This is a genomic window from Paenibacillus humicus NBRC 102415, assembly GCF_004000905.1.
Lineage (GTDB): Bacteria > Bacillota > Bacilli > Paenibacillales > Paenibacillaceae > Paenibacillus_O > Paenibacillus_O humicus.
In genome coordinates, this window is record NZ_BIMD01000002.1 from 127145 (window position 1) to 152008 (window position 24864).

General features: G+C 40.5%; 23 protein-coding genes. 17 read left to right on the forward strand and 6 right to left on the reverse strand.

What is annotated here, in order from left to right:
- The first annotated feature begins 77 nt into the window (after positions 1-77).
- The 12 genes from PHU01S_RS02450 (at position 78) to PHU01S_RS02515 (ending at position 12097) form a co-directional block, all read left to right on the forward strand.
- On the forward strand, positions 78-662 hold the full coding sequence (locus PHU01S_RS02450; RefSeq protein ID WP_127505931.1) for a recombinase family protein: 585 nt from the start codon (positions 78-80) through the stop codon (positions 660-662).
- 61 nt (positions 663-723) lie between these two features.
- Complete coding sequence (locus PHU01S_RS02455; RefSeq protein ID WP_127505933.1) at positions 724-2154, forward strand: hypothetical protein; 1431 nt, start codon at positions 724-726, stop codon at positions 2152-2154.
- On the forward strand, positions 2129-2455 hold the full coding sequence (locus PHU01S_RS02460; protein WP_127505935.1) for a hypothetical protein: 327 nt from the start codon (positions 2129-2131) through the stop codon (positions 2453-2455). Before PHU01S_RS02455 ends, PHU01S_RS02460 begins: the two co-directional genes overlap by 26 nt.
- 362 nt (positions 2456-2817) lie before the next feature.
- Positions 2818-3312, forward strand: a complete 495-nt coding sequence (locus PHU01S_RS02465) for a hypothetical protein (protein ID WP_127505937.1) — start codon at positions 2818-2820, stop codon at positions 3310-3312.
- A 1134-nt stretch (positions 3313-4446) separates the two neighbouring features.
- The gene (locus PHU01S_RS02475; protein WP_127505941.1) at positions 4447-5379 is read left to right on the forward strand and encodes a WG repeat-containing protein; all 933 of its coding nucleotides are present in this window, start codon (positions 4447-4449) and stop codon (positions 5377-5379) included.
- A 112-nt stretch (positions 5380-5491) separates the two neighbouring features.
- Positions 5492-6199, forward strand: a complete 708-nt coding sequence (locus tag PHU01S_RS02480; RefSeq protein ID WP_127505943.1) for a hypothetical protein — start codon at positions 5492-5494, stop codon at positions 6197-6199.
- 89 nt (positions 6200-6288) lie between these two features.
- Positions 6289-6588 carry a recombinase family protein gene (locus PHU01S_RS02485; protein ID WP_127505945.1) on the forward strand — a complete coding sequence of 100 codons (300 nt, stop codon included), beginning with the start codon at positions 6289-6291 and terminating at the stop codon, positions 6586-6588.
- Positions 6589-6744: 156 nt separating this feature from the next.
- Positions 6745-8445: a hypothetical protein gene (locus tag PHU01S_RS02490; RefSeq protein ID WP_127505947.1), complete on the forward strand. Its 1701-nt coding sequence runs from the start codon at positions 6745-6747 to the stop codon at positions 8443-8445.
- Positions 8446-8466: 21 nt separating this feature from the next.
- A complete protein-coding gene (locus PHU01S_RS02495) occupies positions 8467-9501 on the forward strand; it encodes a hypothetical protein (RefSeq protein WP_127505949.1) in 1035 nt (344 codons plus the stop codon).
- Positions 9502-10203: a YkgJ family cysteine cluster protein gene (locus PHU01S_RS27205; protein WP_127505951.1), complete on the forward strand. Its 702-nt coding sequence runs from the start codon at positions 9502-9504 to the stop codon at positions 10201-10203. It abuts the gene before it with no gap.
- Positions 10204-10686: 483 nt separating this feature from the next.
- Positions 10687-11103: a Rieske (2Fe-2S) protein gene (locus PHU01S_RS02510; RefSeq protein WP_127505953.1), complete on the forward strand. Its 417-nt coding sequence runs from the start codon at positions 10687-10689 to the stop codon at positions 11101-11103.
- A gap of 19 nt (positions 11104-11122) precedes the next feature.
- On the forward strand, positions 11123-12097 hold the full coding sequence (locus PHU01S_RS02515; protein ID WP_127505955.1) for a hypothetical protein: 975 nt from the start codon (positions 11123-11125) through the stop codon (positions 12095-12097).
- Between the two features lie 99 nt (positions 12098-12196).
- Here the strand turns inward: PHU01S_RS02515 and PHU01S_RS02520 are convergent, their stop codons facing one another.
- Entirely contained in the window at positions 12197-12448 is a 252-nt protein-coding gene (locus tag PHU01S_RS02520; RefSeq protein WP_205571027.1) for a single-stranded DNA-binding protein, read from the reverse strand.
- Positions 12449-12679: 231 nt separating this feature from the next.
- Between PHU01S_RS02520 and PHU01S_RS02525 the strand changes: the two genes are divergently transcribed.
- Positions 12680-13489, forward strand: a complete 810-nt coding sequence (locus PHU01S_RS02525) for a virulence-related protein (RefSeq protein WP_127505957.1) — start codon at positions 12680-12682, stop codon at positions 13487-13489.
- 274 nt (positions 13490-13763) lie between these two features.
- Here the strand turns inward: PHU01S_RS02525 and PHU01S_RS02530 are convergent, their stop codons facing one another.
- Entirely contained in the window at positions 13764-15929 is a 2166-nt protein-coding gene (locus PHU01S_RS02530; protein WP_127505959.1) for a hypothetical protein, read from the reverse strand.
- Between the two features lie 257 nt (positions 15930-16186).
- Between PHU01S_RS02530 and PHU01S_RS02535 the strand changes: the two genes are divergently transcribed.
- The 4 genes from PHU01S_RS02535 (at position 16187) to PHU01S_RS02550 (ending at position 22448) form a co-directional block, all read left to right on the forward strand.
- Positions 16187-18940: a type I restriction endonuclease subunit R gene (locus PHU01S_RS02535; protein ID WP_127505961.1), complete on the forward strand. Its 2754-nt coding sequence runs from the start codon at positions 16187-16189 to the stop codon at positions 18938-18940.
- A gap of 110 nt (positions 18941-19050) precedes the next feature.
- Positions 19051-19647 (forward strand): restriction endonuclease subunit S domain-containing protein, encoded by a 597-nt coding sequence (locus PHU01S_RS02540; protein ID WP_127505963.1) that lies wholly within the window; start codon positions 19051-19053, stop codon positions 19645-19647.
- On the forward strand, positions 19644-21197 hold the full coding sequence (locus PHU01S_RS02545) for a type I restriction-modification system subunit M (protein WP_127506031.1): 1554 nt from the start codon (positions 19644-19646) through the stop codon (positions 21195-21197). Before PHU01S_RS02540 ends, PHU01S_RS02545 begins: the two co-directional genes overlap by 4 nt.
- A gap of 3 nt (positions 21198-21200) precedes the next feature.
- Entirely contained in the window at positions 21201-22448 is a 1248-nt protein-coding gene (locus PHU01S_RS02550; RefSeq protein WP_127505965.1) for a restriction endonuclease subunit S, read from the forward strand.
- A 32-nt stretch (positions 22449-22480) separates the two neighbouring features.
- Here the strand turns inward: PHU01S_RS02550 and PHU01S_RS02555 are convergent, their stop codons facing one another.
- The 4 genes from PHU01S_RS02555 to PHU01S_RS02570 all read right to left on the reverse strand — a co-directional run bounded on the left by PHU01S_RS02555 (position 22481) and on the right by PHU01S_RS02570 (position 24670).
- Positions 22481-22858, reverse strand: a complete 378-nt coding sequence (locus tag PHU01S_RS02555) for a hypothetical protein (protein ID WP_127505967.1) — start codon at positions 22856-22858, stop codon at positions 22481-22483.
- A gap of 48 nt (positions 22859-22906) precedes the next feature.
- Positions 22907-23599: a helix-turn-helix domain-containing protein gene (locus tag PHU01S_RS02560; protein ID WP_246029123.1), complete on the reverse strand. Its 693-nt coding sequence runs from the start codon at positions 23597-23599 to the stop codon at positions 22907-22909.
- 15 nt (positions 23600-23614) lie between these two features.
- The gene (locus PHU01S_RS02565; RefSeq protein WP_127505971.1) at positions 23615-24298 is read right to left on the reverse strand and encodes a helix-turn-helix domain-containing protein; all 684 of its coding nucleotides are present in this window, start codon (positions 24296-24298) and stop codon (positions 23615-23617) included.
- A gap of 168 nt (positions 24299-24466) precedes the next feature.
- Positions 24467-24670, reverse strand: coding sequence for a helix-turn-helix domain-containing protein (locus tag PHU01S_RS02570; RefSeq protein ID WP_127505973.1), 204 nt, complete (start codon positions 24668-24670; stop codon positions 24467-24469).
- Positions 24671-24864: the final 194 nt, after the last annotated feature.

Here is a 24864-nt window from a genome sequence, read left to right on the forward strand (position 1 = left end):
GTAGAATGCGGGTTTAGTCGGTGTCATAACTGGGGGTCATAAGTAAATCTAAAACCTTGTAGGTGGGGGTCTGTAATATGCCGAAATACGGGTATGCCCGAGTAAGTACTGTTGGTCAGTCAAGGCACGGTAACAGTCTAGAGCATCAGGTAAATCAACTATTAGCCGAAGGAGTCGCTCAATCCTTTATCTTTGTAGATAATTTTACAGGTTCGAAAATGGATCGCCCTCAATTCACAAAGCTTTTACAAATTTTAAAGGCTGGCGATACTCTGGTCGTTACCAAACTGGATAGATTTGCTCGCTCCACAGTCGAAGGCGAAAAGATCGTAAAGAATTTGATCGAGCGAGGTGTTCGTATACACATTCTTAATATGGGGATCTTGGACAACACACCGACTAGTATTCTGATACGCACCATCTTTTTTGCTTTCGCTGAATTTGAAAGAAATATGATCATTGAGCGAACTGCAGAAGGTAAAGCTATTGCTAAGCAGAAAGTCGGTTTCCGAGAAGGTCGTCCACCTAAATTCACCAAGCGGCAACTGGATTATGCGATTAATATGCTTCAAACCCACAGTATGAAGGAGGTTGTAAATATTACTCGCATCAGTGAAAGTACCCTTAAACGTGAGCTTCGACGAAGGAGAAACCTTATTTAAGGTTTGATTACTACGGATCGCTATCGAGAAATTGAACTTGATTTGGATTGGAGGTAAGGCAATGTATAGATTTCGAGAACTTCAAAAATTCATCAATAAAGGTGTAGCAGCTATTGAGCGAAAGAAGCGCTCCCCTCATAAGCCTAAACCGATCATACATGAATGGTCACCGAACAATTTTCGTCGGCTAGTCATTGGGTTCGACTGGGCAGTTATTCAGCATTTTGTAACAAGCCAGCGTTCGCGTACTCTAATTGAACGTGTTGATTTAAGAACAATATGTAAGAAGGACACGGAAGTATTAGCTTCAGAATCACAGAAATATAAGTCGATTCTTTCTTCAATTACCTCGGGGCGTATTCTATCATCTCTTGAGGAAATCGTGTTTTGCACTGAGGGTTATCCTAAGAGGATGCTCTCCAACGACACTTTTCTCAAAGATCTGGTTGATGGAAATACAAAGTACGATACTCGCTTTCCGAGACTTCGACATATTTCTTACTGTCCATGCAAGGTGGAAAACCTATGGCAACTTCTTGAAAGGACAAAAAAGCCAACTGAATTATTACTGGACGCAATTAAGGAAGAAGGTATCCAGATTCAACATTTCATCGAACCGCATGTAGATGATTGGTGGTCGGGGACTTCGCTTCGTCCACAATTCTACAGTATGGATTCAGGTGTCCTCCAGCAGTATTTCGAAAAGCTGAAAAATGAAATAGTAGCTATAAAGCGTTCTGAGCGACTTCAGCAGATTGATGCCAAAAACAATTTTGCAGCAGTTGAGAAGTATATGCCAGCTATCAATTCGGTTATCAAATGGGAAATCGACTTAATCGACAAAGGGCAACAAATATTTATGGGGGCTTCAATAGTCAGTAAGGCTGAGTGGGCGCAATATCTGTCATTTAAGAATTTCTGTCGGGGTATTCGTCTTCTGCTAAATATGAGTCCAGAATTTATCAAAGTAGTTCGGCGGATTGATTTCGAATGCATCATTAAAGTAATGAGGGATAACGGTATTGATGAAGGTAATATTCAAAACTTAGAGAGGTTTCGCGAGATAGTGTTCAAACACATATTGAAATCCGAGGATGAATATAGGTCGGAGGTAAATAAGGATAGCATCCCTAAAAGCCTGATGATACTACAAAAATTAATAGGTATTACATTCTGTCGAGTTGTTGACATCACCTACCTTTCCTTCATTAAATACGTGACCCAAAATTCTGTCGAGTATGCTCAATTCCATTTCGAGGGATTGAAGGAGCATATTTCAGATTTGATGTATACGCGCCCAATGATCAAATGCTGGAACGATCATCTTGAAGTTGGGATAAGTAAGAAAGCGATGGATGCCATTGGAGCAAATGAAGTGTTGGTCGAGCAGTTAGACGTTCGCGCTAAATATATTGAAGCTACCAAGATGTTAAATGGCTTATCAGTGGCAGGGGATGTGATCAAGGATGAATTTGTTGGGACAACTCCATAAAAACAATGAAGTAATCGCCGCGGCGGTCTATATATCAGTGGTAAACATGGATCGAGAGGAAGCTGAACGAGTTATCGCCGCGCAGCTCCACCAGATACATTCTTTCGCTGATCAGCACAGTATCGTCATCATCGATACCTACATTGAAAGAGAAGGCAGCGATGCAGAACGGAACCGGCTTCGTGAGGACGCAAGGACTGGTCGGTACCGAGTAATTCTTCATTGCGGGGATATTGATTCGGATAGTTTTTATGAATTTGGGGTCGTTGAAATCAATGTTCTGCAGTACGAAGCAAAATGAAACCGTAATAAGGGAGAAGGTTACTATGGCTGAAAGTGGTGTAAAGGAGTTCAAAGATGAGTGCCTGAGCGTAATTTCAAAGCTGGAGTCATTACTTGAAATTGGAATTAGTAATAATGAAATCAAACCGTATGATATTTCTGCATTAAAGGAAAGAGTCTTATCAATCAGAACGGATAATGACATAAAACGGTTTATGGATGGATGGGACTTTATAAGGTTACAGAATCTCATGCGACTATGCGGCAAGGTGTGTTGTAAACATGTAGTTGAGCCGAACACGATAATGCAAATCTTTACTTGTAATGGTTGTCCGATTTTCTCGTTCGAGAAAAAATATTTATAGAAAGGGGTTCTCGGAAATGATAGGAAGACCCGATGGTTTACTCATTGCTCTATTTATTGACAAGCAACAGTGCTGTCATTCTGGAACGTTTGTTGGAAACTACAGTGAGTTTCGCCCCGATGTGAATCTTTTGAACAATCAGGATAAGTTACAAAAATACTATGAGGACAGCAGGTATCTATGTGTCATGCTTCATAATTGTATACGTACCCAAAAGGATTTCAAGGAGGTAATTGGATTAACAAATGAGAACGTACAAATAAACTGGGTAATAATCTTTGATGCCTTGGATCACATTTTCAAGCATTATACTGCGATGTCTTCATCTGGACTGCCCATAATCCAAACTATGCCATCTATTAAACAGGATGCGATTAAAATTAGACATTACCTAAGAAAACGGAAAGAAGAATTCGATTTGATCAGTTTGTCGGCTTTGAACATCCCTGCACCGATGGAGTTCGGGATGCAATTGAAAAGAGTGGTTGTTGGAGCGGGGGCATTTAACTAATTATCCAGTAATTGAAGGTGTCGATGAAATCCTCACCTATCGTTTGACGGATGATTATTTAATTGATCGATTAAAGCTCTAAGCCGATTTTCATAATGCCTATCGAAGAAAAAATGGATAAATAGTTGGTCATTGAAGAATTTTTTATAAATCTACAGTACAAATGAATTTCAGCACATGACGACAGAAACAAAACATATAAACAAGACAACGACTGTAAGGAATCAAACAAAGATCAAGCAGAGAAAGAACAGCAATCCAGGACAGGTAAGCTCTGAGGGAAACCTATATGGCTTCTCCGATTTCCCTCTATCTCACCATCCTCGACCAGAAAAACCACTCTACCCACTTCACCCGAGACTTATTGTAAACGGTGAAAGAGTTAGTAAGGAGTCAGTACCAGGGCTGAACTTGAAGCGGTTATAACACATTTCAATCATGAGAGGGGTATAAATATGCTCTTGCGTCATATTTGCGAGGTATGTGGTAAAGAAGAAGTTCTGTCTCCAGAACAGGGATACGATCAAGGATGGGACTACCCTCCCCAAATGGGTCAGTTCAAGATCATATCTCCGAGAACCTGTGGAAATTGTGCAATTAACGGCACTTTATGGTGGGCAATAAATATGGAAGGTAAGCAAGCTGACAGTTTTAACGAGAAGCAGCTCCAAACGTTCAATCGTATCTTGCAGGAGCCAGAGAGTATTCTGGTAACTTAATTAAACCGGAGGTCTATCAAGGATAGTTTTTTCGTCACATTGCAGATGCCAATAAAAACGGCATCTTTTTTATATGTGGTGATGTTCTTCCTTATTTATTGAAATTCTGAAGCAAATTTTCCTCTTTAAGCGGCACAAATCTCTTTTCTTGAAGGGGTTGAACTGGCGAGATTGATAATAAAGCGGTCGGTAAAAGCTTTAGCGGTTTGCAATCAGCAGTAGTGAGTAAATTATACAGAAACAAAAATCACACTTCACAGGGGGTGTGATTTTTTTTTTGCGTTGTACTACTTCGATAGGGTATCACGATCTTTGCTCGGGGGGAGTTGAAAACAACTTACGGAGTTGGCTCAAGAGTCGTAGACATAAGAGTAGAAACAAATTTTAATGACAAATATCAAGGAGGAAGAATGGCATGGAAAAACGAGAGTCCAAGTTCGGAGAAGTAGTTGATCGCATCGGTGGGTTAGGAATCGTCGTAAACAAGGACAATGAAGAAGGGCTGGCTTGGTATGGTCTGTATGGCTTAGTGAATGAGGAAGACGAATTAATAATCCCATGCGAGTATCTTAACTTGCAGATGGTTGATTACGGTTTGATTAGGGTTGAGAATCAGAGCGGTATCTACGCATATTTGGATCATCGAGGGAAAGAAGTAGTTCCCTTCTCGAGGGGTTACAATCTTGTGGGATCATTCTCTGATGGGAGAGTTGTCGTAGGTAAGTACACTCAACCCGTGGGGGAGTATCTAGACAAGTTTCATGAAAATGAGGAAGAAGATGATCCAATTGATTTCCTTGACGACCCTTTCAACGGTTCTGAGCGTTCCATCTTACATTATAACCCTTATTGTCCTAAGCTCATGGGTTACATCGACCAATATGGTAATGAAGCAATCCCATTACAGTATCAAGAAGCTAAAGATTTCTCCGAGGGGTTAGCCGCAGTTAAAGGTTGCAATGATAGGTGGGGTTTCATTGATAGTACTGGTCGGACGGTAATACCTTTCGAGTTCGATGAAGTGTTTGAATCTTATATTCCCGGTTATGAAGGTTTTATTGAAGGAACGGTAGTTGTCAAGAAGGAGGGCAAGTGGGGGACGATCAATCAAGAAGGTGCTACGGTAATTCCATTCGAATTCGATGATGTCCTCAAGTTTTATGTTGAAGGTGCGATTGTTTTTAAGAAAGATGACAGTTGGGGTGCAGTCACCCAAAGTGGCGAGATTATTGTTCCATTCCTCTATCCTGAGCAGGGTAGAGTTATAAAATTGTTCAAAAAAATAATGCATCTAGAGGAAAATGCCAAACTCTTAGTATCTCCTTGTAAAAAGCAATCAGTTAGGTAAAACCCTTAATGGAGATGATGTCTCCCGACATCATCTTTTTTAATTTCAACATATTGCTCAAGAGTCATAGGCAAGATAGTGTACGCAAATGAAAACTAGGAGGAAAAACAGAATGGAAAAGAAATTGGTTAAGCTCGTAGGCTACAGCAGTACAGCAAAATCTGGAATTGGTGAGTACAGGGATAACAAGGATAGAGGACTAACTGGCTTTTACAGAAACGAGAATGAGAACTCATTTGAGGTTATGGAATTAAACAAGGGTCATCGAGTTGTAAGCTATAAATTCCCGAAGATCGAAATTCCGTTCAAGTCAAAAATGCATAGTTGGCGCAACTTAGCATTCAGTTGTGATTGGTACTACAAAGATGAGCAGGCTAGAATCGACAAACTTAAAGAAGCTGTGGAAGATAGACAAAAACCATTTGGATATGTAGCACTAACAGATGATGCTATGTTCTGGTTCGACGGAATGGCTTTAGAATATGCAATGACGCAACAAATCAGGTATGGAGTTTCATTTGGATTCGTTGGTAATCACACTTTTGGGCAGCACTTCGATTTAGAAGCCTTTATCAAATCATATGAGTTGTTGGAAGAAGCTCACTACGGAGAACGAAAAGGTTTCATCATGAATGAGTTTGTCCAAAGCAAAATCCGGGCACTAAGTGAGCAAAAGATTCTCGACTGCCTTCAGGGGTATTTAAGTGGGAAAACAAATAGCGATTACGACCTGATCCTTTTGGGTTTACTGTTCGGTCACCCTATCGAAGCGACATTTGCAAGACTTGTCGGAACTATGGTATACAACAACATGCCCTAATCACTTCTTGGGGTTTCTTCTATCGATGCTTAAAGAACAGCACAATAACATTCGATCCTAATCAATTTATTCAAACGGAGGAATTTACAATGAAATATTACGTCTATGCAAGAAGTGCAATGCAATTCCCTGATGCAATCATAGCCCAAGTCAAAAAGTGCATGCAGTATGCCAATGAAAAAGGGTTTCTCATTGAAGAAGTATTCATCGATGACGGGTTTAGCGGCTTAGACGATGATCGACCAGGCTACAAAAAGCTCTTGAAGACCGCCCTGAACGGAGATACAATCATTGTTGCTTTAGCGGGATCTTTGACCCGAGATTTTGCTAAGGTATCAGAGCTAGGTAATCGGTACAGTTTAGTGTTGTTGGATAAAATCGCGTTATAAGGGGTAAGCAGAGCCGCCAACTAATTTGGCGGCTTTTCTGTATTAGGTTTACCCGATTTTCAATACGAACTGTCCTACACAGCTTACCCACTTATCCACCTTCCCCATGTAAGAAGTCACAATTTTTATTGAGAACAAACATTCGCTGACAGACTCATGTCAAAATTCACTTGTAAAATAAGAAGCGTAAGCAGTACCTTAGCATCAATGCAAATTTTTGCAGTATCACATAATGAAGCAGGCAGGTATTTATTGCAGATTGTCGAATTGGTACAATATACCTATAACCATTCGTTCGAAAGGGATATTTCTATGGGCGATAAAGATAAGAAAAAAGGTCATAACGGTTTAATTGATTCGACTATTGGAGCAGCAACAACAGAAAATATTGAGCGTTATGGTCGTGCAGCATCGGAGTTTATCAAGGGGTATAAAGGATCTGTCGATGCCGATGGAGACATCATTAGAAAAGGACTCAAGCAGATGTCCGAATCGAAGGTGCATCCTGATTTTAAGTATCAGAATATAAAGCAGCAAGCTGGATTTTCAGCCGAGATCCATTATGTTGATAAAACGAACGCCGAAAATATTATCAATAAGAACGACACTCGAGTCTACCGATCTAATGATATCGGTAGAGGAAATGACCCGCAATTCGACGTCTTATCTATTGATGATTCGGGCAACCCTACGTGGGGTGCTCAAATGAAGTTTTATGGGAAGTTTGAGACTCCGGAAGAAATAAAGAAGAGTTCAGAAGAATTGGTAAGGAAAATGACGAAAGATGATTGGAATAGATATCGTGGGAATGATGTCTTAGTCCCACAAGAGCAGTACGAAATTGCAAAGAAGTACGCCGAGGATAAAGCAAGGGACTTGACTGAGCAAGCTGAAAAACTTAGAACACAAGGGCAGTTCGATAAAGCTGGTATCTTAGAAGAGAAGGCAGAGAGGTATCGTCAAGTTTCGAGTGACTTAAAGGATAGCGGAATTACTTCAAAAGAAGCCATATTCCTGCGCGAACATCCCAAATTAGCAACTGCAAAATATGTGTTAGAAACTGCACATCAATCGGGTCTTGAAAATGCAAAGAGCGCAGCTGTAATTTCTGTAGCGATCTCAACTGCCCAAAACGTAACTAGTCTCATTAGAGGTAAGAAGCGTGTCGGAGAGGCGATTGTGGATGTAGCCAAGGATACTGCGGCAGGAGCTGCTACTGCATATGTCATAGGTGCTACTGATACTGCCATCAGGGGTTTCATGGCAGCAAGTAAGGAAAGTGTCTTTGTTAACCTATCAAAGAGCAACATGCCTGCTATGATCGCCACTGCCACAGTTCAAGTGGGTAAATCGCTAATTCGATATGCCAAAGGTGAAATAGATAGCCTTCAGCTTGTTGAAGAATTAGGTGAAAAAGGTACCGGCATGATGGCAGCCAGCTTTGGTGCGGCAATAGGAACAGCAGTATTCCCAGGCGTAGGAACAGTCATTGGGGGTATGGTTGGATATTTAGCAAGCTCATCAATCTATAATGCATGTATGCAGACCCTTCGAGAGGAACGATTTTCAGCAGAAAGAAGGGCAAAGATAAGTGCAATTGCATCAGCCGCTATAGAAGCGATGAATAAACAGGGTAATGAACTACAGGAAATGGTTGAAAGATTTTACGCTGAAAGACAGAAGGTTTTTACTGAATCACTTTCTATGATTGAAACTGCAAGTCGGTTTGAAAATATTGAGTTATTCACGCAAGGGCTAAGTAATATTGCGATTGAAATGGGTGGAGCCTTAAAATTTAAGAATTTCACAGAGTTTGATACTTTTATGTCCGACAAGAATGCGGTCTTAGAATTTTAATTTTATCAAGGAGGAGTATACATGCCATTACCATTAATACCTGCAATTGCAGCAGGGATAGCGGCTATTACTGCCGCGGCAGGAGTCAAGAAAGGCTTCGAAGCAAAGAGGGATATGGATAGAGCTAAATCCATTAACCAGACGTCCCAGGACATTGCAAAAGAGTCGGAAGACTTTATTGCAATGGCAAGGGAAAGTACAAATGAAGCCATTACAGAGCTTGGACAGGAGAAAATTCGAATTCTTACAACGTCGATCAATGACTTTGTATTGAATTTTGAAAAAATTAAGAATATCGATCTTAAAAACAGCCAAGGGATCGATGAACTCAAAAACTTCAATCCGACAAGTGAGAGTTTTAAGCAATTAAAGGAGGCATCATTTGAAGCGAAGAAAATTGCGATTAACGGATTAGCGGCAATCGGGTCTGGGGCTTTACTTGCCTACGGTACATACAGTGTTGTTATGAGTGGACTTGGTGGGCTTATAGTTACAGCTACGACTGGTACGGCATTAGGTACCCTTTCAGGTGTAGCCGCGACAAACGCGACACTGGCGTGGCTTGGTGGAGGGGCTTTAACCGCAGGCGGTTTAGGAGTAACAGGCGGTATGGTTGTTCTTGGGGGTATTGTGGCTGGACCAGCACTTGCCATTGGTGGAGCTATTTTTGCGAGCCAAGCTAAATCCGCTTTAAACGATGCATACGGCAACTATGATAAAGCCAAGGCTTTTAAGAAGCAGGCAAGGAACATCGGTATAGCCTTGAAAGCAATTTTTACTCGAGCGAATCAGCTAACTGAGCTATTAAAAAAGCTAGATGTCTTTTTTGCTTATCAAGTAGGAGTGTTACGCGATATTATTGATTCAAAAGGGGTTAACTGGCAGGATTATTCTAAGACAGAACAAGAAGAGATATACAAATGCGTCCAATTAGCTCAGGCTATTAAGGTTATTCTCGATTCGCCGCTTCTTAAGCAAGAGGGTCAATTGGATGAAGCGACAGAATATGTGCTTGAGAACGGTAATAAGTACCTCAATACGCTGATGAATCAATAAATGTTTAACTGTGATCAATGCGGATTGTGTTGTAAAAAGGTAGGGATGACCGAGCAATACAAACATTTGGATCGGGGCGATGGGGTATGTCTTCATTTTGACGTGGAGACGAATCTATGTAGTATTTACGAAACACGCCCCGTCATATGTAGAATAGATGAATCATACGAGTTGTTCTTTAAAGATCAAATGACTCTGGAACAATTCTACGCAATAAACTATAAGTCATGCGACATGCTTAAGAGATTGGAGAGTAATGGAATGAGTGATTTAAAGTCTGCACTGGTTGAAAAGTTTGAAGAGATCTTTGGCTATACACCCGGCGATGAATATGCACCAAGAGTTAAAAATGCCAGGGAAATTATTTGCCAAGGTCAATACAACAAGGATGAAATAATCGATATTACTGATACGAGCATTGGAAGCAATGGAAAGTCTGGATTAGTCTTAACGATTGACTCAGTTTGCGTGAAGGATTCGGCAAACTTCACTTCAAAATTCATAGCAAAATATGAGGATATTGATTATACAAGTATTAACGAAGATCGATTTTTAGGTTTAGATATTACTGCCCTAGAACTCCATATGAAGTATGGTACAAAATATCAAATCAGTATAGATAAAATTAGCAGGAGAAAATTGATGGATTTTATCGATTACGCAATCTCAATTTATCAAGAAGACGATGCGCTTGAATGGTAAGCTAGTAATTGATTCTTTAAAGCCAGGTGCAAATATATGCATCTGGCTTTTGTACTAAATGACGATAATCATTATAAGATTTTATCTTGGAGGAAACGACTATGACTTTAACTACTGATAAAAATGGCTGAACCAGTTCATTATAATGAACTTAAGACTTATCTCGAGGGGGCTAACCGGATGAAAGCATCGCTAGACTTTATTAAGCAATTGGAGTTATTGTATGAGCAGTACGAGCAAGAGGTAATCGAGAATCTGAAAGCCGGTCTTCTTAAAGAGAACACCGCCAAGACATACCTAACCCATTCAGCCAATTTTGTCAGGTGGTGTCGGAATGACTTTGTGCCTGGGGACAGAAATAAGTAGTGTAACAGTGTTTAGCCGCGGCGGATTAACAACATGTTGTTAGTCATGCCAAATCATCTGCAGACTACAGAACCATATGCTATGATGTGGAAAAAGACGGAATAAGGGGGTATTACAATGCCTGTTCCTGACAAGAAAATTGTTATTAACAAGTTGGAGAAAAAGTACGGCTGCTCCTTTTCTATGATAAAGGGGAAGAAAATTATGTATCAGGGAATTGCGGATGGAAAACGAATTGTCATTTGTACTCCACACTCCAAGATTCATACGATCGGTAGGGGTTGGTTCGACCTTACGACAAAACAGGTCGAACTTTTGGATGATGCGGAGATAGCAGTTTTAGTGGTTCGTTTGGAAGATGGTAATATCTATATTGTAGATTTCAAAGAACTGCGTAAAATGATGACTCTTGATAATCAGATTTTGAATCCTAGAGAAGGTGAGCATTGGAAGTTCTATATTTGGGGAAATAACATTCAGGTAAGGGGGTGCCCCGATAAGTTTCTAGCAGTACCTGAACGATTGATATCATAAACGACTTGAGGTAAATGGTATGACTAAATTATTTTTACATAGTCGAGAAATGAAAAGTGTATTTCATCTATTAGGTGAGAATGAGAACGATATAAGCTACAGTGTGGCATGGGGGTTGACGCAGTGCCCTTCATTTCTGAAGGTCTTTCTCCAAAATGTTCTTAAATGGAACGGTGATGTTAATGAAGTTGAAATTCGGATGCAGGAATATGAAAAGGGCAAAGGATTCACTGATATAGAAATTGAGTTGACCCAAGAATTTCACTTAATTATTGAGGCGAAGAGAGGCTGGAACCTTCCAGACATCACACAGCTCCTAAAGTATGCAACCAGAACATCCTTCATGCAAAATTCTTGCCATGATAAGCGACTGATTGTATTGAGCGAATGCAGTAGAGATTATGCCAAGCACCGTGTCCCAGATCAAGTAAATGGTTTTCCGGTTGAGGTATTATCATGGAAAGACTTTTACCAATTCTCCAAGCTGGCACATCCACTCGGAACACATGCTGAGAAGCGGTTATTGCAAGAATTGAATGTTTATTTGGGGAGTTTGATGACAATGCAGAAGCAAGACTCGAATATGGTGTATGTAGTATCTGTTGGAGCTGGATCTCCTGATGGTTGGTCAATTTCATGGAGAGACATTATTAGCAAGAAGAGGAGATACTTTCACCCAGTCGGTGGTAATGGATGGGTAAAAGAGCCACCTAACTACATTGCATTTCGTTATGATGGAAAACTGCAATCGATTCATCACATAGAAGGGTATGAGGTTGTCACTAACATGTCTAAAGTTTTTTCGGAGGCTAAAGACGAGGAGTGGAAACCAAGTTTCGTATATCACTTAGGAGTTCCATTTGCTCCAAGTAATGAAGTTAAGACCGGAAACATATATCCCAATGGCAGAGTGTGGTGTATGTTGGATACATTGTTCACTTGCTCAACGATATCCGAAGCGAGGGATCTCACTAAGTCGCGTCAAAATAGTTAAAGGAATGGTCATGCTGGTTTCATCTCAAGAGCATTTAGGCAAATGAAAAGAACCGAATCGATGTGGTATGGATGCACATTGATTCGGTTCTTTTTGTAGCTACAGCTTTCTGTACATCTGCTGATTTTGCGGCGTTTTCCCTAATATTTCAAGGGAGTTACTCGCATGGTTCTCGGCGTAGTTTAAGAACATGGAGCCAAGCTTAGTACGATTGCCCTTAGCGATCCGGTTCCATTCAAAGCCCCGAAACAGGTCTTTGACAAGGAACTCCTCACCTTGATCCAGACTTGGAACAGTTGCTTTGGCAATGTTCATCAAGTCTTCCAGAGAAGTGTTTTTATCGATTCTCATTTGACATTCTCCTTTCTGTTCGAGATTTACTCATAGTAGCTAATAGCGAGTAGCTAGTAGCTTATAGTTAAATAGTACATCTGCTTTCTATATCCGTCAAGTTGTATTTATTTGGGGTATGCTCAACAATTACTTGCATTAAATCACCGTCCAAGTTAGAACTACAACAACCTCAATGAAAGGCGGTAACGCCTATCTCATTGAAGATGTAAATTCTAATTGGAGGTTGTTATGGACAGAAAAGAAATCATAAAGACGTTAGGCGATCATTTTGGAGTAAAGCCTAAGTATATGGGGGTTCCGAGCTTTATTTATCAGATTGAGACTGACACGGAGATTTACTCGATTGACAGAGCGGGCAAGATCACGAATTCGAATGGCATGGAGGTTGATCTCGACAGCGTATTAACTGGACAGGTTGCTGCCATACAAGACGAACCACGCGAACCCAATGACCAAGTTGAACCAGTCATTCAAGTTGAATCAGGCGATCCGGTCGAGCTCACGGCAAGCTCAAACTCCCCACTTGAAGTAGCTGTACCGCTGGAAGGTCATACAGGGGTATCCCTAAGAAATTTGGTTAATTTGCTTTACAGCAAACAAGTACTTGTAAAAAGATCACTTGATATTGAATCGAATATTATCGAAGATGATTTTGCTAAAGCCATCAATGAAGCTAATGTCGATACACTGGAAAGTTTCAAGACAGTGATATCTGAAATCGGTGAACAATATTGCCCAGGCATAGCCTTCAACTTCGACAGCAGTATGGTCATCTTTAAGTTTTTCCAAGCTGAACGTAGTCCCGAAGAGATGCATGCCTATACGCACCTTGTCGGATTGCTGAACCAGACCGCGATGAAGCTAAAGTATACTTCACCCAAAGGCAAGGACACCGACAATGATAAGTTTACTTTCAGACTTTTCCTGATCCGGCTCGGTATGGTGGGAGATAAGTACAAAACGTCCCGAAAAATATTGTTGGCGAATCTAGATGGTCACTCTGCATTCAGGGGTGGCAAAAAACCAGAGAGGGTTTAGGTTGATACATTAGAGGCTTAATTGTAGCGAAGCTGAAAGCTAAGACATGACTTCAAGTATCAGGAAGGGATAAATGCTCCAACTGTCGAATTTTTATCAAGGAATTCGTCAGGTGGGGTATTATTATTTGATGGTTTTCTGTTGTACGAATTAAAAAAGAAAGTAAAAAATGAACCTTAAGTTGATGTGCTACATAGTTTAGGTTGCCCACTGTCTGATAGCAAATGAATCAACCCTGTCAAAGTCGAATGACAGGGTTGATTTTTGCGAAATATTAACTGGCAGGCTTCCGTTTTCTTTTGACTTTATCTGCCTTTAGTTCTTCAACAACCTCAGCGATTGATAAATCATATTTCTTGATGGCAAAATCGACCACCAACATCAATTCCTCGTAAGTCCACATTACGACTTTCTTTTTGTACCTTCCGGCAAGATCCTGCAACACGGCTACAAAACCCTGTTCAAGTTCCCCTGCTACCACAATTCCTAAACAATTGACAGTAGTGTCCTTACATTTATAAACAAACTGTTGAAGCATCTCATAAGCTTTTGTGTCTGTTGGTTTTATCGGTTTCTTCTCATAACTCTTGGCTATCCCTACAAATACGGCATCGTCCATACCAAGCATCTGGATGGTAAAGCTGATATCACCGTATTCTTGTCCATGATGCGGATGTAATTTATGATCAGTAAACGTTACAAAAGGTTTCATTATGCAGCGGACGCTTTTTTCATGCTGACAGGCTTGGCAGGCATCGACACTATGTTTAGAACATTTTTCTGTAAGTAAGCTCAACACTTCGGCAAGTTCTTCGCGGCGTTTAGGGGTAATTCTCCGATCCCAAACGGGCTTAAATTGTTGAAGTTCCCTTACTTTGAACATGACTTTCGAAGAAACTCTAGATGAATAGTGAACGACATTGTTTTGAAGATAGAAGGATTCTTCCTCATGTGAAAATCCTTCATCCGGGAAATACTTGTTTAGGATTTTTTCGGTAAGTTCGACTAAAGTTGATTTAGGATTAATTACGACTCCATCATACCAGGAGTCTATTCTGACCTTATGATCCATTAAGCAGCGAACGTTATCCTGTTGAAGTTCGGTGTAACAGAATGAACATACGACCTTTGGAACCTGTCCTCTTTTTACGGAAACCGTTAACAAGTCGGTGTTTCCGCAGTTATTACAGGTGATATCTGCATAATGGTCGCAACTATCGCAGTAAGGATAGAAGTGGGTAATGGTATGCTTCTTCAGTGAACCTACAATTTTATCAACATTTAAGTCGTGGAGCTTGAAGCTATCAATCTTTTTTACCTTACAGGTGACAACTGCCTTAATGACTTCCAAAATAACTTTTTTCTCGTCATTTGTAGTTGTGAAGGCAACAAGATCGGGATCTTCATCAAGTCCAAATGATTCGAACTTATCGTCGATTTCACCATTTTCCTGAATGGAGTTAATGTAATTCATGATCTGTCCGATTCGCCAAATCCCCCAACGTCTCATTTCAGAGGCTTTAAGCTGACGGGTAAGATAAATCTTGCCTTTGTCATTGTTGACCCCAAGAGTTGAGAAGAAGTCTCCGTCCTCGTCGATTGCTTCTTGATAAACTGAACTTGGCGAGTCGTACCCATCGAATTCAGTAAGTTGACCAACCTTATTACCAAGATCACTGTCAGCCAAAGTAACTTTGCTTGGCTTACCTGATTCGGGGTCAGGATTGCTCAAAGTGGTTCTTTTCATTGACTCTTTGCTAAACACACTGTCGACAATCTTTTTGGTGATGTTTACAGGTGAAACAAAGCAATCAAAGGCTCTTTCAAGAGTTTTGGATATTGTTCCAACCAGTGACTCAGTAGGTATACTAATGCTCACAAAGCGTTGATCAAAGTTGATCCATAAGAAGCCGAACTTCAATTCGTAAATAAAATCGGACTGTTCGGTTTCAGGATTGATGTAATTATATCTTTCTTGATATTGTAATGAGATTTCTACCGTTTCGTGATTGACAACTGTTTGGTCAATAGCAAGTAGTCCAAATATGTTGTCATTGGGGTAAGTGATTGGCTTGAGGAGCTCATTCATTTTGGACACACCAGTATTATTCTTGTGATCTGCAATGAATGAGGATGAACTAAGTTGAGGGTTATGCGGACGCAGCATATACAGCCGAAAATTGGGTCTGCGGCTGTATCGATTATCTTCAAAACAGGTTTCGATATCAGATTCAGTTATCTCTGGTGAGATAGCCACAATCTCCACTAGTTTTTGCTTGTCAAGTCGCTCCAAAGCCACTTTTAAATCTCGTTTAACTTCACGTTTGACAACTACACGATAACGGTTGATTAAATCCTGCTCGTCTACCTTTGAATATAACAGGTGACGTATAACTCCGTTCTGGACATGAAGTAATTTATCTGCGTGTTTTTCCGACATAATAACCCCCCTCTAAGGAACATTGAATATTAAGACTATTGTATCACATTTCCAGAATTGTGATGAAGAATGTCGCAAAAGGAAGAATTAGACCCGGTTTATTGATTTCGACTAGTTTAGGGCTGTAAGTCAGACAGAGGATTTTTAAAGAAATCTCCGGGATTTGGGGCTCTAGAAGGATATCGGCTGGGAAATGTAGAATATTGTAAGACTCCTGTGTATGAGTGGGGTAAAGAACACCTGAGGAGGTTTTACATTTGTCTTATCAGTCGGAAGCCCAGCTTGAGAAAAATCTGATCGAGCAACTTGTTCGTCAGGGCTACGAGCGAGTAACAATAAATGATTATGATTCGCTTTTAGGAAACTTTAAACAGCAACTGAATAAATTCAATGAGAAGAAATTAAATGGTCAGCCACTGACGGATTCGGAGTTCAGCCGATTCCTAACTCAGATTGATGGGAAAAGCATTTTTGACTCCGCAAAGATTCTTAGGGATAAACAGGTGTTCCAGCGTGATGATGGAACAGAGGTCTATCTTGAGCTGATGAATACCCGTGATTGGTGTAAAAATATTTTTCAGGTCACCAATCAGACAACAGTCGAAGGGACGTATAAAAACCGTTATGATGTAACAATCTTCATTAACGGCTTACCTGTAGTACAGATCGAGTTAAAGCGCCGCGGCTTAGATTTTAAAGAGGCATTTAATCAGATCCAACGGTATCGAAAACACTCCTTCAGGGGGTTATATCGCTATCTGCAGATGTTTGTTGTCAGCAATGGGGTTGATACGAAATATTTTGCAAACTCTGATGGTGACATCTTGTTTTCGCACACCTTCTTCTGGTCGGATGCAGAAAATAATCGTATCACCAATCTAAGCGATTTCACGTCCAACTTTCTAGAAAAGTGCCACATGGCTAAGATGATAGCCCGGTACATGGTATTGAATGAGACCGAGAAGCTATTAATGGTCATGCGACCATATCAGGTCTATGCAGTTGAAGCACTTATTAAGCGTGCCTTGGAAACCAAGAACAACGGTTATATCTGGCATACAACTGGTAGCGGAAAGACATTAACTTCATTTAAGTCGAGTCAAATCCTTGCGAACGAACCACATATAAAGAAGGTCTTCTTCCTTGTTGACCGTAAGGATTTGGATAGTCAGACTTTAGCGGAATTTAACAAGTTTGAACCAGATTCGGTGGACATGACAGATGATACAGAAAAACTGGTAGCGCAAATTTCGGACTTAACGAAGCCGTTGATCGTTACTACAATTCAAAAGATGGCGAACGCTATAAAAAATCCTCGATATGAGCAGATCATGAAGCCGTATCAACAGGAGCGGGTTGTCTTCATTATTGATGAGTGTCATCGCAGTCAATTTGGTAAGATGAAAAGACTCGTTGACAATCATTTTAAAGAGGCACAGTATTTTGGTTTCACGGGAACACCTTTGTTCGAGGAAAACAAAAGCCAAGACGGTCGGGTAACCGCCGATATTTTTGAGAAATGTCTACATACGTATCTGATTAAAGATGCGATCCATGATGGCAATGTCTTGGGGTTTTCGGTGGATTACATCCAAACGGTTGATGTTTCGATTAACGAAAAGGATCAGACCCGCGTAAAAGGAATTCTGACTGATGAAGTCTGGATGCATGATGATCGTATTCGCTTGATCGCTGAGAACATTATAACCCATCATGATCGGAAGTCGCGCAGTAAGGGGTATACAGGACTATTCACTGTGGACAGCATCCCGATGCTGATTAAGTACTACGACACCTTCAAGTCCATGTCACATAACTTGAAGATTGCTGGTATTTTCACCTATGGTCAGAATGAGGACAGTGAGAGCGATGGACAAGACGAGCATTCTCGGGACAGCCTTGAACGAATCATTAAGGACTATAATGCTATGTATGGTACCAATTTCTCAACAGATAAGTACCAGGGGTATTTTGCCGATGTTTCTCGTAAAGTCAAGACTGCCCAGATCGATATACTGTTAGTGGTGAACATCTTTTTGACAGGATTCGATAGCAAGACCTTGAATATCCTCTACATGGACCGCTTCCTGAAATATCATAATTTGATTCAAGCCTTCTCCCGTACCAATCGGACAGAGAAAGCGACCAAACCTTATGGGAATATTGTATGCTTCCGCAATCTAAAGGAAGATACGGACGAGGCAATTAAGTTATTCTCGAAAACGGACAGTGTCGATGATGTCCTGATGAAGAGTTATGAAGAGTACCTTCAAATGTTTAGGGCAGCTCTGGTGAAAGTAAAAGCTCTTGCCCCTACGCCAGCGGAAGTGGATGCCTTGGAGCGAGAGGAAGAAAAACAGGAGTTTGTGATTAGCTTCCGAGAGCTAACCAAGTATCTGACTCGACTCCAAACTTTTACCGAGTTTGAATTCGATCCGGCTCGATTGGGTATCTCTGAACAGGAGTACCAAGATTACAAGAGTAAATATCTCCGTATTTATGATGAAGTTAAGCGCGGCGGGGGTAAAGAATCGATCTTGGCGAACGTTGATTTCCTAATCGAGCTGATGCATACTGATCGGATTAATGTTAGTTACATTATGAATCTGATCCGAAACATTGATTTCGATAATCAGGATGCGCGAGACAAGTCGATTAAAGACATTGAAGATGAAATTGATCGTGCCGATAACGAGCAGCTCCGACTCAAAGCGAATTTGTTAAAGGAATTCTTGCGTAAAGTAGTACCGACGTTAACCAATGCAGATTCGGTAGATGATAACTACAATGCCTTCGAACAAGAAGAACGTATGAAGGAAATTGAAGCATTTGCCGGTGAAGTGGGATTATCGCCTGAATTGATTCAAAGTTTTGTGCAGGAATATGAGTATGGTGGACTTGTTAATCAACAAGAGATAAGTGATGCGGTCAAGTTGCCATTCCTTCAAAAACGAGCGATGATTCAACGGATTATAGAGTTCATCACAGAGCACACCAAACGTTTTTCGTAGTGCTATTTATAGAAATAGCAGAAAAGCACTTGCCTTTTCTGCTATTTTTTATTATCATGAAATTGTTGGTTTTAATGCTATTTTTATAAATAGCAAAGGGGAGGGCTGGTTTGAATCTAGAAAAATGTGCATCGGTGGTGCAAGGGGCGTTTCTTTCTCGTATCCAGACGTCACCTTCATTGGAGGCAGTTAAGCTTCCGGTCTACACAATGAAAGAAATGAATGAGTGGTTAAGTCCTGATCCCACATCATCGGTAGAAAATCAGCAAGATGTTCATGTAGATCATGATCGTTTGGGGTCTTTACCACTCGCTAAAGAAGGGTTAGTCTTAATTAGTTTGATTGGACAACGAGCAGTAGCTTTGAAGCAGGAACATGTCGGAAAGTTGATTCCTTCTAACTTTGCCATAATTGAGCCTACAAGTGAATTACATCCTGACTATCTGGAGTGGTTTATAAACGATCATCCAGACTGTCGAAAACAATTGAAGATCGCTACGCAAGGTTCCAGTATAGCAGCTTTGTCGATTCAAATGCTTAGGACTTTGGAAATTATTTTGCCATCTATGGACGATCAAGTGAAGATTGGTAGCGTCCACAGATTATTACATCGAAAAAATCGTCTACTTCAGGAGAGAATCGTATGGGAACAGCAATATATCAAACAGCAATTGATAGGTTATCTAAAGGAGGAGATAAACAGATGACAACGACTGAGTTACAACGTCATCAACAAGCTGAGTTACATAAGAAGCTTTGGGATATGGCGAATGATCTTCGGGGACAACTTGAAGCATACGAATTCAAAAACTATATTCTTGGTCTGATCTTTTACCGTTACTTGTCGGACAAAACGGAAGATCGGGTTAATAGCCTACTTCAGGAAGACAATATTTCTTACAGAGATGCTTGGATGGATCAAGCATATCGAGATGCCTTAAAAGATCAGCTTATTCAGGAAATTGGCTACGTTATCGAACCAGATTACCTGTTTTCAAGCATGATTGAAGAAATTGGTAGGGGTGAGCAAGGGAAGTTCGATATTGAAATGCTGCAAGCAGCAATCAACAAAGTAACCGAATCTACACTCGGAGCGACGAGTCAAGATGACTTCCAACACCTTTTCGATGACATGGACTTGGCTTCCTCGAAATTGGGTCGTGATGTAAAGTCTCGTTCCAAGCTGATCGCTAAGGTCATGGTCAATATCAATGATATTCCTTTCTTACATGATGATGTGGACATTGACGTTCTGGGCGATGCTTATGAGTATTTGATCGGACAGTTTGCTGCCAATGCGGGGAAAAAAGCTGGTGAGTTCTATACTCCACCACAAGTTTCCAAAATCATTGCTAAGATAGTTACACTGGGTAAGAATGACTTAAGAAATGTCTATGACCCGACTTGCGGTTCAGGATCGTTGCTCTTGAGGGTTGCCAAGGAAGCGAGAGTCAGAAAGTTTTACGGTCAAGAGAAAACCTCAACTACTTATAACTTGGCTCGTATGAACATGCTCCTGCATGATGTGTCCTATCATAACTTCGATATTCAAAATGCCGATAGTTTGGATGAGCCGCGGCATCTTGATATGCGATTTGAAGCCGTAGTAGCAAATCCTCCATACTCAGCAAAATGGAGTTCTGATGAAAAGTTCCTGCAAGATGAGCGATTTAGTGCCTACGGTAAACTAGCTCCCGCATCCAAAGCCGATTTCGCTTTTGTTCAACATATGATTCATCATCTTGATGATAACGGAACAATGGCAGTTGTCCTTCCTCATGGGGTATTGTTCCGTGGCGCGGCAGAAGGGGCTATACGTAAGTACATGATTGAGGAAAAGAACTACTTGGATGCGGTGATCGGCTTACCACCCAATGTTTTCTTTGGAACATCGATCCCGACTTGTATATTGGTATTCAAGAAATGTCGAGAAGCGAATGACAACATTCTTTTTATTGATGCTTCCAACGACTTCGAGAAAGGGAAGAACCAAAATCGTCTTCGTGATGAAGATGTTGAGAGGATTGTTGAAACATATAAGGTTCGTCAGTCCATCGAGAAATATTCGTATGCCGCTAGTATTGATGAAGTCAGAGCGAATGACTATAACATAAATATCCCTCGTTATGTAGACACCTTCGAGGAAGAAGAGCCTGTAGACATTGAAGCAGTGCGTGTAAGGTTGAAAGAGATTGATGATGAGATAGCTGAAATAGATACCGAATTAACGAGGTATCTCGAGGAGTTGGGGGTGTAAGGGATGGATAACAATATACAGCAGGCTACGCCAAACTTGCGTTTTGCTGGATTTAAAGAACCTTGGAAAAGCACGACATTAGGTCATCACATAAAAGAGTACAAGCAACTAAAGAACGGAGGTGGCAGTGTTCCTATTGCTACATCATCAAGGAGAGGACTCTTCTTGCAAGGTGAATACTATAGTGGAGATCGGTCTTATGTAAGTGAGGACATACAGTTTAAGATTGTTCCTAGAGGTTATATGACATATCGCCATATGAGTGACGACTCTATATTTCATTTTAACATTAATAATATTGCTGATGAGGTTCTTGTCAGTCCTGAATACCCTGTTTTTACAACAAACGATACTTTGAGTACAGTGTTTATCCATAAATATCTTAATTCTTCCAAACGATTTAGGAAGTTTTGTGAGATGCAGAAATTAGGAGGAACAAGAACAAGGCTTTACTTCAATAAATTGGTTCAATTTAGTTTATGCTTACCTTCAATGGAAGAGCAACAAAAAATTGCTTCCTTTTTCTCTCTCCTTGATCAAAAGATCGAGAAACAGCAGGAGAAGATCGAACAATTGGAGTTGTTCAAGAAAGGCATGCTCCAGAAGATTTTCTTACAGGAGATTCGGTTCAGAAATGAGAATGGGCAGGAATTTCCCGATTGGGATTCATCGGTCTTAGAGGAAATAGGTTCGTTTATTAGAAACTACAGCTTTTCACGCAGTGTTGAGGGAGAAGGGGAATATCAACATATTCATTACGGTGATATTCATTCTAAATTATCGGGAGTGATTACGTTACAGACGGGGCTTCCGTCATTAAGTATTGATACAGAAACAACAACATACACACTTCTTAAAGACGGAGACGTAGTATTTGCTGATGCATCTGAAGATACTTCTGATCTTGGTAAAAGCGTTGTTCTTCTCGAGGGTGGCAATAGAAAAATAATTGGCGGGTTACATACCCATTGTTTTAGACCAGATAGCCGGTTAGACTCGTTGTTTTTGCACTACTTTACACAGACTACTGAATTCAGGAAGTTTATTAATGTAAATGCAAATGGGGTATCAGTTTTTGGACTGTCAAAGCCAGCATTATCAAGTCTAGAAGTTCCACTTCCTGATATTAAAGAGCAAAGAAAGATATCGAGTTTTCTCTACAAGTTATCTCAGAAGATTGAATTGCTTAAAAAGAAAAAGTCCGAGTTAGAAGCTATGAAAAAGGGTTTTATGAATCAGATATTCGTATAGAGCAAGGGGAATGACTCCCTTGCTTTTTATTTCTATTTGTTGTTATTTATCACCCAACAATGCCCCTTAACATCCACATAGAAATCCCATGTTTCCGGATCGAAATCGATCCCATTTTTCTTTGCTCCAAGAAAGCTCACTGCTTCAAGAACCATCCCATCATATCCAGAGCGCAATTCCTCAAATTCAGACATCAACTGTTCAATCTGTTTTTTCTTTAGTTCCATCAAATCGATTATTTCCCGTAGCGTCTCAGTTCTTTGTTTAGTAAGCACTCCAATGTATTTGCCGTGTTGTTCGATAATCCTATCGTTTTGCTCATAGTTGTGTTGCTTGAGCTTATTGAGTGGTTGACGAGAAAGAAAATCATAAATCTGAGCCAATTCAACATCTCCCTGTTTTATGATCATTATACACATGCATCCTGTGAAATTCTAAAGCCGCCAACACTGGCGGCTTTAAGCTTTAGCTTGTATCAAGTCATTCCCGTTTATGTCGAGCAACTCGTATGCTTTCCCTATCATGTCTTTGTCGCGGTCGAACAAGTGAATCGACTTATCATGAATACCACTCGTCGCAGTGACAAAATTCATTTGCTGTACCATGAATTCAGAATTACAGAGTACAACTACTTTATTGCTATATGTAGCTAGCTGTTGCTGAAATAATACTGCTTTTTCCGCCACTTCCACAGAGTAAACGGCTGGCTTTGAATCGGCAGCCTTCATATCTCGATGGTCGACAAAGACGCTAAGTTCTTCTTTTTGAAATGCGTTGCATATCCCCAACAGGGTTTTTGACATATGTTCTACATGTTGTCCGTTCAGCAAGCCACTAACTTGAAAGGACAGAATCCGTTTATCACTGTCCAAATGATACTTGAACCGTTCAGAGAGTGGAACGGTAAAGTCATGCGGTTGATATGCAGGGGTATCGGAAAGCCTTTCGACTGCAAACATATACGAAATCGATACATTCAATGCTTTAGCAAGTCGTTCGATATTATCCAAGCTGATATTACGAAGTCCTCTTTCTACACCGCTGAGATAGCTCCGATCCATTCCTGCTCGGTGAGCCAAGACTTCTTGAGACATGCCACTTCTTGCACGAAGTTCACGTATTCTATTTCCGAACTCTGTTCTTACACTCACGAAATCCACCTCAAACTAATGCATTTTAATTAAGTCATTCCCGTTAATACCAAGCAGCTCGTATGCCTGTCCGACCATATCTTTATCACGACCGAAAAGAGGAACTGTAGGAATGCCACTTTCTTGGGTAATTCTTTTTAATTGGTGCACTTGAAATTCCGAATTACAGAGAACTACGGCTTTACTGCTATATAAAAGCAAGTTCCGTTGAAAAGCTATAGCTCTATCGGCAACTATTGGCGAGTAAACTACCGGGTCGCCGTCAGAAGCTTTCATATCACGGTGATCAACAAAAACGTTCAGTTCACCCTTTCCAAAGGAACTACAAATCCTCATAAGGGTCTTAGACATAAAATCAACATTATCTCCTGTAAGTAGCCCATAAACTTGAAAGGCGAGAATCTTTCGGTCACCATCGAGTTGATATTTAAACCGCTCTGTAAATGGTATCGTGAAGTCATTAGGTTGATATGCAGGGGTTGACGAGAAGCGTTCGCTTGAAAACATATATTCAACCGATACAGAAAGCGCCGCGGCGATCTTTTCGATATTAACCAGGCTAACATTGCGTTCTCCTCGTTCCACACCACTTAAATATGTACGATCTAGCCCCGCGCGATAGGCAAGTATCTCCTGAGACATACCACTTCTCGCCCGCAGCTCTCTTACTCTTTGACCAAATTGGTTTCTTATGTCCACAAACAAAAAGACCTCCTACCCATATTCTTCTTAATAAGTATATCGGGATAGTAGGTCAAAAGTTATAGATGTGATGGATAATTTTGTCGAGGTTGTGTTTCGATGTGACTTAAAGTCAACTGACTAAGGAGTAGGTTCTAAATATCATGATCTAAGGGGGTATCTGCTTTAAACAGGCGGACGTCTGTCTTTCCACTCATCAATTTTTCGTGGATCAACCTTAAGTACTTCGCAGATATGATGAGCGATATTCACCGCAGGGATGGTTATACCACCTTCAATGTTTTGATAATGTCGTAAGGATATATTAACAGCGCGGCTAACGCTTTCTTGGCTGAGCTTCTTCTTTTCCCTTGCTTCTTTCAATTTCATTAAAGGAAACACCACCTTGCATTCGTTTCCTTTATGTTAGGGAATTCGCGAACTTTTGATAACGACTAATACTTCACGAAGTATAGTTCGTATATTATAATCAAAAATATATGTCGAAATGCCTACTTTGATTAGGGATAAAGGGTCTTTGACCGAAGTGCAGTGAGACATTGTTTAATTAAAAATCAAAAAGG